The sequence below is a fragment of the Ferrimonas kyonanensis DSM 18153 genome (assembly GCF_000425405.1).
Taxonomy (GTDB): Bacteria; Pseudomonadota; Gammaproteobacteria; order Enterobacterales; family Shewanellaceae; genus Ferrimonas; species Ferrimonas kyonanensis.
The window spans coordinates 81594-96192 of sequence record NZ_KE384365.1 but is presented as its reverse complement, the minus strand read 5'-3'; the positions used below and the strand labels follow the sequence as shown (position 1 = coordinate 96192).

Genomic DNA, 14599 nt, shown 5'->3' with positions numbered 1-14599 from the left:
GGATTAGCAGAAGGCTTCTGCCTCCCCTCAACAAGTTTGGTGCTCCTGTGTGAGTCTGAATCAAACCGGTCACTCTCGGTTGTGTCAGACGGAGCCACCTCCCCATCTTTCCTGTTCACTCCCCCGATCGCGATGGCGATAAAGACCCTGACCGCGGGAGTGCCTATGCCCAAAGGGCAATGGGGCCGGATTATACACAAATTTCCAGTGTGGCTCATGGCCCTGACCTAGACTTAACAGACGTTGTTAGCCGACGCGCTGTCGTCATTGTGTCATCGGGCGGTCATGAAAACCGCATATTGATTATCGAGGTTAGCGGAGCGTCGGTCAAAGTGCGAAATCGGCCGTGGGCATTGGGCCGAGTCTGGGGGGAGTGAGGATGAGAGAGTGGATGGGACGGGTGATGGGGGTATTGCTGCTGCCGGCCTTTTCGGTATCGGCTGAAGCCCAGTTGCTGCTGACGGAGCAGCGCTGTAGTGACGGTCAGTGCCGGTTGGTGTGGCAGTACGATGGTCAGTGGCAGGCCTCTGGGGAGTCGTTGCTGGCGCTGTATCAAGAGGCGGAGCGCTACGGAAATGGCGCCGTACAGATTCGGGAGGATCTGGCCTCTCGAACTTTGATTGTTACCGTGGATCAGTTACACCCAACTCAGGTAAAGCAACATAACCCGGCGGGTCTGGCTTGCGCGACGCCAGCCTGTGAACCTTGAGCCTTCTAGGCGACAGGCTGCTCCCATGCGGTGCTGCGATCGACGATGAACTCCCTGAGCCAGCGGTGTGCCGGATCCCGGGACAGGTGCTCGGGCCAACCCAAGAGATTACTCAGCGGCGCCATTTTCAAAGGCAGTGGCAATTGCACCAGGTTGTGGGTGGAACAGACCCGGTCGGCAAAACTGCGGGTACAGGTAAACGCCAGCTCACTGTGCTGGCACAGCAGGGCGGCCGAGTAGAAGTCTGAGGTGCGCATGGCCGCGTCCAGGTGGTGGCCGGTTTCCGCCAGTACCTGATCCAGCAGCCAGGAGTCACTGCCTTCACACTCAATTTTCAGGTGCGTCAGGCCGACGTACTGCTCCAAATCCCAGGGTTGTTTCAATACCGGGTGCTGCTGGTGCACCAGGCAGACGTGATCATCTTGATTAAGCTCAATGCTCTCCAGCTGCTTTGGCAGGCTGGAGACGTGAAACGGGTGAGGCGAGCGGGTGTCGTTGTCCCTGGGAAAGATCGCCAGATCCACTTCGCCCCTGCAGAGTTTATCCAGACCCACCGAGTCCCAGGTTTTGGTTTCCAGCATGATTCCCGGCGCTTCGCTCATCAGGGGGCCGAGGAAGCGTGGCAGCAGGGTGGCGAAGCAGGTCTCGGTCATCGCCAGTCGAAATCGTCGCTGACTGGTACTGGGATCGAATCCCTGGGGTTCCAGGATGTCGTCGGCCATTGCCAGCCATTGTCGAATCCTCGGCTCCAGTGAGCGGGCCCTCGGAGTCGGAGTGAGCCCCTTGGGGTGGCGAACGAACAGGGGATCACCGAGTTGCTGTCGCAATCTCGACAACTGCTTACTGACGGCGGACTGAGTCAGACACAGTTTTTCGGCGGTGCGGGAGACGCTGAGCTCCTCCATCAGGGTCAGCAAAATTCTGAGCAGGTTCAGATCGGTATGGCGCAGCATGATATTCCTTTTGGGACTATCCAGTTAGGATTATTCGTCATTTTAATTCATATCCAGCAAGCCTTACAATAGTGACCATCATCAAGTAGGAGTTTGCATGCGTTTAAGAAATCCATTGCCGCTGTTTATGATGATGGTGTTGTTTTCACCATTGGCCATAGACATCTTTTTACCCGCGATACCAGAGATGGCCGAGGCGCTGTCGGTGCCTGTTGCCTGGGTGCAACAGAGTCTGCCGATGTTTATGCTGGCGTTTGGGGCCGGACAGTTGGTCGCCGGTCCGCTGGCGGATCGCTATGGCCGTCGTCCGGTGGCGTTGGTGGGAACCCTGCTGTACGTGGCGACGTCGGCCATGGCGGCGCTGGCAACGGATTATTCGATGTTGATGCTGTCGCGACTGGGACAGGGGTTTGCTGCCTGTGCCTTGTCGGTGGCCGCCTTTGCCGGTGTTCGCGATCACTTCGGTGCTGAACGGTCCAAGCCGATGTTCAGCTACCTCAACGGGGTGATCTGCATCGTTCCGGCGGCGGCACCGCTGTTGGGTGGATTGTTGACTCATTGGTGGGGCTGGGCCTCCAACTTCTGGTTTATGGCCGGTTACGGTGCTCTGGTGAGCTTGCTGCTGTGGTTGATGTTACCGGAGACCCGTCCCGCAGAAACGCGCTCAGAAGGCCGTTTGCTGTCTCTGAGCCGATATATGAGCGTGGTGTCGGTGCCGACGTTCCGTTTCTATGCGGTGCTGGCAATGCTGGGGATGGCGATGATCATCGGCTATGTGTCGCAGTCGCCTACCCGCCTGATGGTGGAGTTGGGGCTGGATTCCCGCAGCTACGCCATCTGGTTTGGCTGTAACGCCGTGGTCAACATTGTTGCCGCCTTTACCGCACCGAAAATGGTCGGCATCGTCGGCCAGAAGCGGTCGTTGTGGTTGGGCGTCATCCTGATGGCGGCGGCCGGTGTGGTCGAATACAGCCTGCGAGAGTCGATGCAGCCTCTGGCCTTCATGGGGCCGGTGTTCGTCGCCAGCATCGCGTTCTCGTTCCTGATTGCCATCTGTGCCGGCAGTGCGCTGGCTCCCTTTGGCGACCGTGCCGGTACCGCGTCGGCGCTGCTGGGCCTGTTTCAGATGACCGGGGCGGCGATCGTGGTCGGCGTCTTTGGTGCCAGCGGCCTGACGGCGGTGGAGCAGCTGTCGCTGATGATGGCACTGCCCCTGGCCTGGGTGCTGGTGTGCAGGGTAACCCGAGGCCGCGAGATGATGCGGCCCGCTTCGGCACAGGCCTAAAAAAAAAACGGCGCCCTTCGGGCGCCGTTTTTGTAGCGTGGAAACGTCGCTGTTAGCGAGACTTCACGTACGGGGTGCCGACGGCTTTCGGGGCCACGGAGCGGCCGATAAAGCCAGCCAGCAGCAGCACGGTCAGGATGTAAGGCAGGACCTCGATGGCCTGTACCGGCACTTCGCCAATGCCTGGCAGAGACACACCCTGCAGGCGGATGGCAACGGCATCCAGGAAGCCAAACAGCAGACAACCGAACATCACGGTGACCGGGCGCCACTTACCGAAGATCAGTGCTGCCAGGGCGATAAAGCCTTTACCGGCACTCATGTTCGGTACGAAACCGGCGTTCTGTCCGGTGGACAGGTAGGCACCGGCGATACCACACAGGATACCGGCGATGATCAGGGCGCGGTAACGCAACCAGGCCACGGAAATACCGGCGGTGTCGACCGCGTGCGGGTTTTCACCCACCGCCCGCAGGCGCAAACCAAAGCGGGTGCGATACAGGATCCACCAGCACACGGGCACCAGGGCAAAGGCACCGTACACCAACAGGTTATGGCCGGACAGCAGGGTCGAGTAGATGCCGCCAATCACTGGGACGTCGGCCAGGGCATCGGCAAACGGGAAGTGAATGGGGTTGAAGCGCTGATCGTCGGTCAGGGTTGGAGTCTGGCCACCGAGTCCGAACCAGTAGCGGCCCAGGGTGATGGTCAGGCCGGCAGCCAGAATGTTGATGGCCACACCGGAAACCACCTGATCACCGTTGTGGGTGATGGAAGCAAAGGCGTGAATCATCGACATGCACACGGCAACAAATATCGCGGCCAGCAGTCCCAGCCAGACACTGCCGGTGACCGAGGCGGTGGCTGCCGCCGCAAAGGCCGCGGACAGCATCTTGCCTTCCAGGGCAATGTTAACCACACCGCTTCGCTCGGAGAACATGCCGGCCATGGCGGCCAGAAGCAATGGCGTGGATACCCGCAGGGTGGCGTCCAGAATCAGAATGATATTCTCAAACATGGTTATGCCTCCGCCTGAGCTTTGGGGGTGATCATGGCAAAGCCTTTCTCCAGGTACGGCTTGAGCATGTACTCAAGGGCACCACAGAACAGAATTACCAGCGCCTGTACCACGACCACGATGTTGCGATCCAGTTCCGGGAATTCAAACGCCAACTCGGCGCCACCTTGGAACAACAAACCAAACAGGATGGAAGCCAGGATGATGCCCACCGGGTGGCCACGTCCCATCAGGGCAACGGCGATACCGGTGAAGCCGTAGCCGGCGACGAAGTCCAGCTTCAGCTGACCGCTGTAGCCCTGCACTTCATTGATGCCCACCAGGCCAGCCAGGGCGCCGGAGATCAGCATGACGATCACCGTCAGCTTCTTGGGATCGATGCCGCCATACCGGGCTGCGGTCGGGTTGCTGCCCAGGGCTCGAATGGCGAAGCCCCAGCGGGTGTGCCAAAGCAGAACCCACAGGAATACGCCGGCCAGCAGGGCGATAATGAATGACAGGTTCAGGGGAGAGGCTTCAAACTCGATGCCAAACCATCCGAGAATCTCATGCATAAACGGCAACTGCGCGCTCTGCTCGAAGATCCGTGATACCGGTGCCATCTGACCATCCAGCTTGAGCACGTTGACCATCAGGTACACCATCAGCGACGAGGCGATGAAGTTGAACATGATGGTGGTGATCACGATGTGGGAGCCACGGTAGGCCTGCAGGTAAGCCGGAATCAGGGCCCACAGGGCACCAAACAGCATACTGGCAATCATGGTGATGGGTAGCAGGGCCCAGAACGGCAGGCTGGCATCCAGGGCCAGACAGGCGAGACCCACGCCCAGACCACCGATGTACGCCTGACCTTCACCGCCGATGTTAAACAGGCCGGCGGAGAACGCCAGTGCCACACACAGGCCGGTAAAGATGAAGTTGGTGGCGTAGAACAGGGTATAGCCGATACCCTCTTCGTAACCCAGGGCGCCGTACAGCATCACTTCAGCGGCTTCGACAGGGTCGATGCCGATGAACAGGAACACCAGGGCGGAAACGGCAAATGCCATTGTTACGTTCAGCAGCGGCATCAGGCCTACGTTGGCCCATGCCGGCATTTTGGAGTCGCTCACGCTGCATCTCCTTCGGCCTTATCGGCCTGTTTCAGTTCATCAGGGATGACGTTAGCCATCATCATGCCCAGAATCCGTTCGTTGGCTTTGTCGGCGGCCACTTCGCCTACAACCTGGCCGTCAAACATCACGATGATGCGGTCGGACAGGGACAGTACTTCATCCAGCTCAACGGAGACCAACAAGACCCCTTTGCCTTCGTCGCGCAGCTCGATGAGCCGCTTGTGGATGAATTCGATGGCGCCGATATCCACGCCTCGGGTAGGTTGACCCACCAGCAGCACGTCTGGGTTCTGGTCGACTTCACGGGCGATGATCAGCTTTTGCTGGTTACCACCGGAGAACAAAGAGCTTCGCAGATTCGGGTTGCGCGGACGCACGTCCCATTCGTCCATCAGGCGGCTGCACTCGGATTCAATGACCTTGGTTTTGGTCAGAACAGCGCCGTTGTACTTTTTCTGCTCGTGATAGCCCAACAGGGCGGATTCTTTGGCGGTAAATGGCTTCACCAGACCCATGGCGAGGCGATCTTCCGGTACGTGGGCCACACCCAGTTCGCGAACCGCTTTGGGATCGCTGGGGTGTTGGGCATCGATGACGGTGGAACCAATGGTGACCTGGCCACTGGTGGGTGTCATCAGGCCGCTAAGCACTTCCATCAGCTCAGACTGGCCGTTGCCGGAGACGCCGGCAATGCCGACCACTTCGCCGGCCTTGAGGTCGATGTTGACCTTCTTCAGCAGTTCTACACCACGATCGTCGACCACCGTCAGGTCTTCGGTCTTGAGCAGAGTCTGCTTGGGCTTGGCGGTTTCCTTGTCCACTTTCAGGCGAACCTTGCGGCCTACCATCAATTCTGCCAGCTCTTCCTTGTTGGTCTCTTTAGTGACCACATGCGAGACCATAGCCCCCTGGCGCATGACCGAGACATTGTCGGTGGCGGCCAGGATTTCCCTCAGTTTATGGGTGATCAACAGTACCGTGACCCCCTGGTCGCGCAGGGCGTCCAGAATTCGGAACAGGTGATCGGTTTCCTGAGGGGTCAGAACCCCGGTGGGTTCATCCAGAATCAGAATGCGGGCGCCACGATACAGTGCTTTCAGAATTTCCACCCGCTGTTGCAGGCCTACGGGAAGGTCTTCGACAACCGCATCGAGAGGCACATCCAGTTGATATTCTTTGGCGAGACGCGCCAATTCTTTACGGGCTTTGGTCAGGCTCCCTGCCAATAAAGCACCTTCCTCGGCGCCCAGAACGACGTTTTCCAATACCGTGAAATTGTCCACCAACATGAAGTGCTGGTGCACCATGCCGATGCCGGCGGCGATGGCCAGCCGCGAGGTTTTGATTTCACACTTTTTACCGTCCACCAGGATGTCACCTTTATCGGCTTCATAGAAACCGTAAATGATGTTCATCAGGGTGGATTTGCCGGCGCCGTTTTCGCCGATGATGCCGTGGATAGTCCCCGCGGGGACCTGCAGGTCGATGTGATCGTTGGCGTGTACTGCGCCAAAACGTTTATCGATGCCACGCAGTTCCAGGGCGAACGGTTTTTCAGTTCGGTCTGACATAGCAGAGTTCTCTTTGCGATCTGGCTGAGATGCAGGGAGGGGAAACCCAGGGGCGCAGCCCCTGGGCTTGGAGCAGTAACTTAGTAGTTACAGGTGTTGTCGCTCATGTAGTCATGAACAACAATGTCACCGGACTTGATCTTGTCGGAGATGGCAGTCAGTTGCTTTTCCATCTCTGGGGTAACCAAGGAGCGGTTGTAGTCATCCAGTGCCCAGTCAACGCCGTTTTCTTTCAGGCCGTTGGCGTGGATACCCGGTTCCCACTTGCCGTTCTGGTAGTCTTCGAACATGGTGTAAGTGGCCAGACCGACGCGCTTAACCATGGAGGTCAGCATCACACCTGGGTGCAGGTAGTTCTGGTTGGAGTCAACACCGATGGCGAACTTGCCTTCGTCTTTCGCGGCTTGGTAAACACCTACGCCAGTACCGCCGGCAGCGGCGAAGACAACGTCAGCACCCTTGGTGAACTGAGACTTGGCCAGTTCGGAACCACGGGCTGGATCGTTCCAGGCAGCAACGGTAGAACCGGTCATGTTCTGGAAGACTTCGGCGTCTTTGCTGACGAACTTGGCACCCTGCTCATAACCACAAGCGAACTTGCGGATCAGAGGGATGTCCATGCCACCGACGAAGCCCAGTTTTTTGGTTTCAGACTTCATGGCTGCCAGGGCGCCAACCAGGAACGAGCCTTCGTGCTCTTTAAACACGATGGACTTCACGTTTGGCAGGTCTACTACAGAATCGATGATTACAAATTCGGTTTCTGGGTACTTCTTGGCGACCTTTTCCAGGGCGGTGCCGTACATGAAACCTACAACGACGATGGGGGTGAAGCCACGCTTTGCCAGGCGCTCCAGACCCTGTTCGCGCTGGGCGTCGTTGGCAGGTTCGAACTCACGGATCTTCAGGCCTTTGTCGTTGTTGAATTTGGTTACACCATTTTCAAATACGGCTTGGTTGAAGGATTTGTCGTACTTACCAGTGACGTCATAGGCAACAGCGGGCTTAAAGTCCACAGCGCCGGCGACAAAGGAGGTCAGAGCCAGAGTTACTGCCGCGGCAGTAGAGGCAATTGCTTTCATCATCAAGTCCTCGCGAATTGTAGTAATTTTCTTTTAGCAACTTTCAGTCATAAAAGTTGATGTGACAGGCTTATAACGTCCCCACCCATGCTTCAAGCAGCGTGTTTAACTTAGCTTGGCTTGTGTGACTTGGGTCACGTTATTTTTGGCTTTCGTTCGAAAAGTGGTCGATTTGGCGAGATTTTTGGTTTGAAAGTGACTGACGGAAAAAACGCCATTCGTGGTAATATTACGAAAAAAGCCACTGAATAGGTTGGGTGAACGGGATTTTTGCCAGTTGTGTTAGCGACAGTTTTGAGAGTTTAAAACGAAGTTCTGCTTTTTTGAGTCGCCGCTAAGTTGAATTTGAGCACAAACTCAACTCAACGGCTAAATAGGGTTCACTGGCTGGTTGCTGGGTGACCGAACAAGCGTCGACTCCAATCCGCAACCTGTTCGTTTTCCAACCATTTTATGGCGTGATTTTGCCACACCTGTGTCAATTTGGGATGATCTGCCAGGCGCTGTAACTGTTCCGGTTGGCGTTGCTGGCCATAGAGAATCTCCATGCAGCGTGCCACGCTCAGGCCACGCTCATCCTGATGCACCCGCTGCAAGTGGTCACCCGGCCTGATTTCGCCCGGAGTGATGACTCGGAAAAACCAACCGCTGCGCCCGGTCAGTTGCACTAACATCGCCAGTTGGCTGTAGTCAAAGCGGGTATTGATTTTATGGCAGGGGCAGCGCGGTTCGCTGACCTCCAGTAACACCTCGCCTATTCGAAAGCGGTCACCGATGCAGACGTTACGTTCGGTCCAGCCGGTTTCCGACAGGTTTTCGCCAAAGGCGCCGCCGCGAAACGGGGTCGGGCTGGGCGTCAGCGCCAGTGATTGCCACATCTGTTCCCAGAACGGGTAGTGCTCGGCCGGGTAGTAATGCAGGGCGCGATCGCTGCCGCCATGGAAGCGGGGATCGGCCACCTCATCTTCGGTCAACCCCAGAGGGGAGCAGTATTGTGGCAGGCTGATTGCGGTTTTATGGATGGCGCTGGTTTCGGAGCCGAAGGCGGCGCTTTTGCCGCTGTAGAGGGTGACGGACATGGGCACAACTCCCTTTAAGATAATGAAGCGGAAAGGAGATAAAAAAAGGCGCCATCAGGCGCCCATTTGTTGCTGACTCAGCTTAGTGCTCTTCCAGGCCGATATCCTGCTTTTCCTGAGACGGGATGCCCAGCAGCTCCACCTCAAACACCAGGGCGGCGTTGCCAGGAATGGAGGCGCCAGCACCGCGCTCGCCGTAGGCCAGCTCGGACGGGATGTACAGCTCATACTTGGAGCCAACGTTCATCAGCTGCAGGCCTTCGGTCCAGCCTTTGATCACGCCGTTCAGTGGGAAGCTGATGGACTCACCACGCTTGTAGGAGGAGTCAAACTCGGTGCCGTCGATCAGGGTTCCTCGGTAGTGAACCTCAACGGTGTCAGTGGCGGCAGGCTTGGTGCCGTCCCCTTCGGTGAGGACTTTGTATTGCAGGCCGGATTCGGTGACCTTAACGCCTTCCTTTTTGGCGTTCTCAGCCAGGAAGGCTTCGCCTTCGGCTTTGGCTGTCTGGGCTTCTGCGGCTTCTTTTTCCTGAGCGACCTTGGCGATGCGGGCGTCAAACGCTTGCAGGGTTTCGGCCAGCTGCTCTTCGGTCATCTTGCTGTTGCCTTCCAGACCGGCTTTGATGCCTTCCAGAACGGTGGCGTTATCGATGACGATATCCAGCTCTTTCAACTGGTCGAAGCTTTGAGCCAGGTTGGCCGCAAAAGAGGCGCCCAAAGCGTAGGCGGTCTTTTGGTCTTCGTTGGCCCACTGTTGGGACTCGGCGGCTGCCGGCGCGGCGTCAGCTTTTACTTGTTCGGTTTTTGCTTGCTCCTGGCAACCTGCCAGAGCCACGGCCGCACTAACCAGGCCGATCTTAAATAGAGTACGCATTGGATTCTCCGGAAAAATGTCCCATCTACTATTAGGGCTCAGCCTTGATTATGCAAGGGTTGTTAAGGAAATCAGCACATAAGACAGAAAATTTGCCTGCGGGTTCCCACTCAAAAAATAATATTTGTGGGTACAATACCGGATTATTCTGAACTGAAACTGGATGCCCGAATCATGGCTCTAAAAGCGACGGTGTTTAAAGCCCACGTCGAACTGGCGGATATGGACCGCCATCAATACCTGAATCAGAGTTTGACCCTGGCCCGTCATCCCTCTGAAACCGATGGTCGTTTGATGGTGAGACTGCTTGCATGGTGCCTGTACGCCGAGGAGCGGCTGGAGTTCACCAAGGGCTTGTGCGCCGATGACGAGCCTGAGCTGTGGCTGAAAAACGACGCCGGTGAGATTGAGTTGTGGATTGAACTGGGGCAGCCGGATGAAAAACGGCTGAAAAAGGCCTGCGGCCGTGCCAGGCAAGTGGTGCTGTTTAACTATGGTGAACGCTCGGCCAAGGTGTGGTGGCAGCAAAACCAGGCCAACCTCAGCCGCCTGGACAACCTGAGTGTCTGGAGCCTGAGCGATGAGGACTTCAACGCACTGGCGGAGTTGGCCGGTCGCAACATTAAGCTGCAGGCCAATATTATGGATGGCCAATGCCTGTTGTCCACCGAGTCGGGCTCCATCAGTGTTGAGCCCGAATGCCGACAGAAGTCTCAGTAGGGCTTAGGAAGCCGGCTTAAATCGCTCCAGTGGCGCCAGCCACTGTTGCCACTGCTGGCGCTTTTCCTGAAGTTGTTGTTCCGATTCTAATACGCCCGGGTGGGCACCCCAGATGGGACCCGGCCAGGCATCATCTTGCTGAAAGCGGGCGACATGATGCAAGTGCAGCTGTTCAACCACGTTGCCCAGTGAGGCGACATTGATTTTGTCCGGTGACAGTCGCTGTTCCATCACGGTGGCAACGTTGCATGACTCTTTCATCAACTGTTGCTGGGCATCGACGCTCAGGTGATGAATTTCGCGGATGCCATTTTGTTTGGGAACCAGAATCAGCCAGGGATAACGGGCGTCCTTGGCCAGGCGAACCTGGCACAGGGGCAGTTCGCCCACCAGCACAGAGTCCTGTGCCAGTCTTTCATGCAGTTGGAACATCGTACTCTCCTAAAAATGAATCTGGCCCACTAAGCCAGCGGTGTCGCCGTCATAGTATGGACTGATGGCGACGTTGGGGTGGGGGCTAACCAGAAAATAGTTGAAGGCCATGCCGATGGCTGCCCCCGCTAACACATCCACCACTTCATGATTATCTGATTGAACGCGAGCGTAACCGGTGTAGCTGGCCAGCAGGTAGGCGGGCAGGCCGTAGTGCCAGCCATAACGGCGCTGCAGGAAGCCTGCGGCACTGAAGGTAATGGCGGCGTGGCCACTGGGAAAGGCATCGTTGTCTTCGCCGTTGGGACGCTCCTTGTCCACCAGGGCTTTGAGCCCGTAGGTGGTCAGGGTGGTGGCTCCCAGGCTATAGCCGAGCTGCCACAGACCGTCGGTATCGTCTTCGGCAAAGTAGGCGATGGAGGCCGCGGCGGCCGGCAAGGCCAGCTCCAGTACATCGCTGCTGGTTTCGGTAAATGAGGCGTGAGCCAGCTGACTGAGGGTCAGGGTAAAAGCGAGAATCCAGTGTTTCATACAAAAAAAGCTGCCGTCCTATAAAGGACGGCAGCTTATCAGACCCTGTGCATCAGCTAAAGAAAGCCGATGCTAAAACAGTGGCTTAATTATTGAAGTCACGCTGAGGGCGTTGACCGCGATGGCCGCCATCTCGACGCTGGCCACCGTCACGGTTGCCATCACGGCGACCACGGAAGTCACCGTCACGCCGTGGGCGACGTTCACCATCGCGATTGCCACGGAATTCACCTTCACGGCGAGGACGACGTTCGCCATCACGGTTACCACGGAACTCCCCATCACGGCGAGGGCGACGATCGCCATCACGCTCTGGGCGTGGTGGAATCTGCTCGTTGGTCACCTGGCCGTCAATCTGACGGTTGCGGATGCGAACCTTACGCAGATCGGTTTTGGCATAAGGAGGCATGTCGGCCGGCAGCTGCACCAGGGTGTGGCTGTCGAACAGGCGAATCTGACCAATCAGACGGCTTTCCATCTGCAGTTCATTGGCAATGGCACCGACGATGTCTTTAACCTGAGCACCGTGCTCTTTACCAACCGCCAGACGGTAGGTATCGAAGTTGATGTTCTCACGACGTGGACCACGCTCGCGACGCTCACCGCGATCCGGGCGATCGCCACGGTCACGACGCTCGAAACGAGGTTCTGGATCCGGCTTTGGCTTAAGCGGCTTCTTGCGCTGACGCTCGAACAGCAGGGCGGCGGCCAGGCTCAGGATGTCCTGCTCGGTCTTCTCTGCCATGTTGGTGAGCATCTCTTTCAGCTCGTTCAGGTCACGCTCTTCAACACACTTGACCAGCTCTTCCTGCAGACGGCCAACGCGGTGGCGTCCCAGTTCTTCGGCGCTGGGCAGGTCCATTGGAATGATGGTGCCCTTGGTCTGACGCTCGTAGTTGCGCAGCAGACGCATTTCACGTGGGCGGGCAAACAGAATCGCCTCGCCTTCGCGACCGGCACGACCGGTACGGCCGATACGGTGCACGTAGGACTCGGAGTCCATCGGCAGGTCGTAGTTCACAACGTGAGTGATGCGAGGCACATCCAGGCCACGGGCAACCACGTCGGTGGCGATCAGAATGGAGATCTTACCTTTATGCAGCTGGGCAACGGTGTGTTCACGTTGCTGCTGGCTCATGTCACCGTTCAGGGCCGCGGCACGGAAGCCAAGACCATTGAGGTGGGCGGCCAGATCAACGGTGTCGCCACGGGTACGGACGAACACGATCATGGCGTCATAAGGCAGGGTTTCAGCCAGACGCTCCAGGGCGGTCTGCTTGGAAACACCGGTCACCTTCCAGGCTTTCTGGGTGATGTTGGCCTTGGTATTTTCGTTAGAGGCAATCTTAACGTGCTTAGGATCTTTCAGGAATCGGTTGGCGATTCGACGGATCTGCTGAGGCATGGTGGCGGAGAACAGGGCCATTTGGGCGCTGTCGTCCAGGTGCTCCAGGATCCATTCGATGTCTTCCAGAAAGCCCATGTTGAGCATTTCGTCGGCTTCGTCCAGAACGCAGCATTTTACGTTTTCCAGATCGAGGCTACCGCGACGAATGTGGTCCATCAGGCGGCCAGGTGTGGCCACAACCACTTGAGCTCCGCGCTCAAGATCGCGCAATTGAGGACCGTAAGGCTGACCACCGTACAGGGTAGTCAGGCGCAAACCTTTCAGGTTTACGGCAAATTCTTCCAAAGATTTTGCTACCTGGATAGCCAGCTCACGAGTAGGAGCCAGAACCAGCATCTGCACATGGCGCTTGCTTGGGTCCAGACCTGCCAATGCAGGCAGACCGAATGCGGCGGTTTTACCGGTACCGGTTTGGGCTTCGCCCAGAATGTCGTTGCCTTCCAGCATGAAGGGGATGGCTTGCGCTTGAATAGGCGTAGGAGCGGTAAAGCCCAGGTCAGTTACGGCCGCAAGCAGAGGAGCCGGCAGGTTTAAGCCAGCAAAATCAATAGTGGTGTCAGACATGTATATCCAATCAGGTTGTCGCAGATGCGCTGCGATACAAAATAATGAGGCGTTAGCCCAACCAACAACCCATATAGCCGCCCTGGCCGGCAGACGTTGTTTGGCGCTAATTGCCTCCCAATAGGGAGAGTGATCCCGAGGGCGCGCATATTACTCTTACTGGAAGGAATTGCAAGTGTTTTGTTGAAAAAAACATCAGGCAAAGTTGACCGCCGCCCGAAAAATAGGCGAAAAGACTGAAACAGTTTCGCCCCTTGGTCACTTGTGCGGTTTTGTCTGCTGAGATCCGGCTCAGTTTTCCAGTGCGGCACTCTCTTTTGCCAACCCGGCAGCCAGGGCCGGACGGGCGGAGACTCTGGCCCGATAGTCATTCAGACGTTCAGAGAGTGGCAGCTTGAATCCCTTGGCCCAGTTGAGGGTGTGGGTAAGCAGGATGTCGGCGACGCTGAACTGATCGCCCAGCAGAAAGCCGTGTTCCGGTACGTTGGGCTCAATCTGCTGGCAGGCCTTGTCAAACTCCTAGGCTGCGGTGTCGATCACCGCGCTGACGCGTTTATCTTCCGGCAGGGCAAACTTATGTTTGCCTATGGTCCACAGCGGCTGCTCCAGTTCGCACAGGACAAAGATCATCAATTGGTGGTGCAGGGCGCTGGCATCGCTGCCGGGTTGAGGAAGCAGGCGGTCCTGACCATACTTTTGCGCCAGGTGCAGGCAGATGGCGCCAGACTCAATCAGGGTGAGATTGCCGTCGGTCACTGCCGGTACTTTACCGGCTGGGTTGATACCGAGAAACGCCTCTGACCGGTGGGTGCCCTGATAGAAGTCCACCAGCGAGTAGTCCCAATCCAGGCCCAGCTCTTCCAGTAGCCAGGAGATGCGCAGCGAGCGGGTGCGAGGGTAGCCATACAGGGTGATCATAAGGTGTCCTTTTCCTTCGAGTCTGGTGATGATTAACCTAAAGGCAAAGCACGGCGGCATCAAGGGGCATCGCTGAAGCGTTCACGGCCTCGCATCTTGAAGGGGAGGAAGGCGCGACCTGGGTAACCTCGCAGGCGGTGGCCCGAAGGGCAAGGTCATCGTACGGGGCCGCCCAGGCCAGGGACACGCAGCTGGCACAGCTGCTAAACGAAAAAAGCCCTGAACTTTCGTTGGGGCCGCCTAGGTCAGGGCTTCTTCAAATATGGTGCCTCGACCCGGCAACGAAGGGAGGGACGACCGAAGTAACATCGCTTGCGATGGCCCGAAGGGCAAGGTC

The 14599-nt window shown here is 57.3% G+C and carries 13 protein-coding genes and 1 pseudogene; 3 read left to right on the top strand and 11 right to left on the bottom strand.

Features of this window, described 5'->3' with window-relative positions:
• Positions 1-379 precede the first annotated feature (379 nt).
• The gene (locus H598_RS0117860; protein ID WP_156897096.1) at positions 380-709 is read left to right on the top strand and encodes a hypothetical protein; all 330 of its coding nucleotides are present in this window, start codon (positions 380-382) and stop codon (positions 707-709) included.
• Between the two features lie 5 nt (positions 710-714).
• Here the strand turns inward: H598_RS0117860 and H598_RS0117855 are convergent, their stop codons facing one another.
• Entirely contained in the window at positions 715-1662 is a 948-nt protein-coding gene (locus tag H598_RS0117855; RefSeq protein ID WP_028114219.1) for a LysR family transcriptional regulator, read from the bottom strand.
• A gap of 97 nt (positions 1663-1759) precedes the next feature.
• Between H598_RS0117855 and H598_RS0117850 the strand changes: the two genes are divergently transcribed.
• A complete protein-coding gene (locus H598_RS0117850) occupies positions 1760-2947 on the top strand; it encodes a multidrug effflux MFS transporter (RefSeq protein WP_035416189.1) in 1188 nt (395 codons plus the stop codon).
• Positions 2948-2999: 52 nt separating this feature from the next.
• Here H598_RS0117850 and H598_RS0117845 read toward each other — a convergent pair whose 3' ends face one another.
• The 6 genes from H598_RS0117845 to fkpA form a co-directional block, all read right to left on the bottom strand.
• Positions 3000-3965, bottom strand: coding sequence for an ABC transporter permease (locus H598_RS0117845; RefSeq protein ID WP_028114217.1), 966 nt, complete (start codon positions 3963-3965; stop codon positions 3000-3002).
• Positions 3966-3967: 2 nt separating this feature from the next.
• A complete protein-coding gene (locus H598_RS0117840) occupies positions 3968-5080 on the bottom strand; it encodes an ABC transporter permease (RefSeq protein ID WP_028114216.1) in 1113 nt (370 codons plus the stop codon).
• Positions 5077-6654, bottom strand: a complete 1578-nt coding sequence (locus H598_RS0117835) for an ABC transporter ATP-binding protein (RefSeq protein ID WP_028114215.1) — start codon at positions 6652-6654, stop codon at positions 5077-5079. Before H598_RS0117835 ends, H598_RS0117840 begins: the two co-directional genes overlap by 4 nt.
• Positions 6655-6734: 80 nt before the next feature.
• Complete coding sequence (locus H598_RS0117830; protein ID WP_028114214.1) at positions 6735-7739, bottom strand: BMP family lipoprotein; 1005 nt, start codon at positions 7737-7739, stop codon at positions 6735-6737.
• A 377-nt stretch (positions 7740-8116) separates the two neighbouring features.
• On the bottom strand, positions 8117-8815 hold the full coding sequence (locus H598_RS0117825; protein ID WP_028114213.1) for an MOSC domain-containing protein: 699 nt from the start codon (positions 8813-8815) through the stop codon (positions 8117-8119).
• Positions 8816-8897: 82 nt separating this feature from the next.
• Positions 8898-9689, bottom strand: coding sequence for an FKBP-type peptidyl-prolyl cis-trans isomerase (gene fkpA / locus H598_RS0117820; RefSeq protein ID WP_028114212.1), 792 nt, complete (start codon positions 9687-9689; stop codon positions 8898-8900).
• A 174-nt stretch (positions 9690-9863) separates the two neighbouring features.
• On the opposite strand from fkpA, the gene H598_RS0117815 reads away from it, so the two are divergent.
• On the top strand, positions 9864-10409 hold the full coding sequence (locus H598_RS0117815; RefSeq protein ID WP_028114211.1) for a YaeQ family protein: 546 nt from the start codon (positions 9864-9866) through the stop codon (positions 10407-10409).
• 3 nt (positions 10410-10412) lie between these two features.
• On the opposite strand, the gene H598_RS0117810 is transcribed toward H598_RS0117815, so the two are convergent.
• From H598_RS0117810 to H598_RS24855, 4 genes and pseudogenes are all read right to left on the bottom strand, one after another.
• Positions 10413-10841 carry an HIT domain-containing protein gene (locus H598_RS0117810; RefSeq protein ID WP_028114210.1) on the bottom strand — a complete coding sequence of 143 codons (429 nt, stop codon included), beginning with the start codon at positions 10839-10841 and terminating at the stop codon, positions 10413-10415.
• Between the two features lie 9 nt (positions 10842-10850).
• Positions 10851-11372, bottom strand: a complete 522-nt coding sequence (locus H598_RS24865; RefSeq protein WP_051252842.1) for a phosphatase PAP2 family protein — start codon at positions 11370-11372, stop codon at positions 10851-10853.
• An 85-nt stretch (positions 11373-11457) separates the two neighbouring features.
• Positions 11458-13344, bottom strand: a complete 1887-nt coding sequence (locus H598_RS24860; protein WP_035416187.1) for a DEAD/DEAH box helicase — start codon at positions 13342-13344, stop codon at positions 11458-11460.
• A 291-nt stretch (positions 13345-13635) separates the two neighbouring features.
• A pseudogene (locus tag H598_RS24855) lies at positions 13636-14262 on the bottom strand (glutathione S-transferase family protein).
• Positions 14263-14599: the final 337 nt, after the last annotated feature.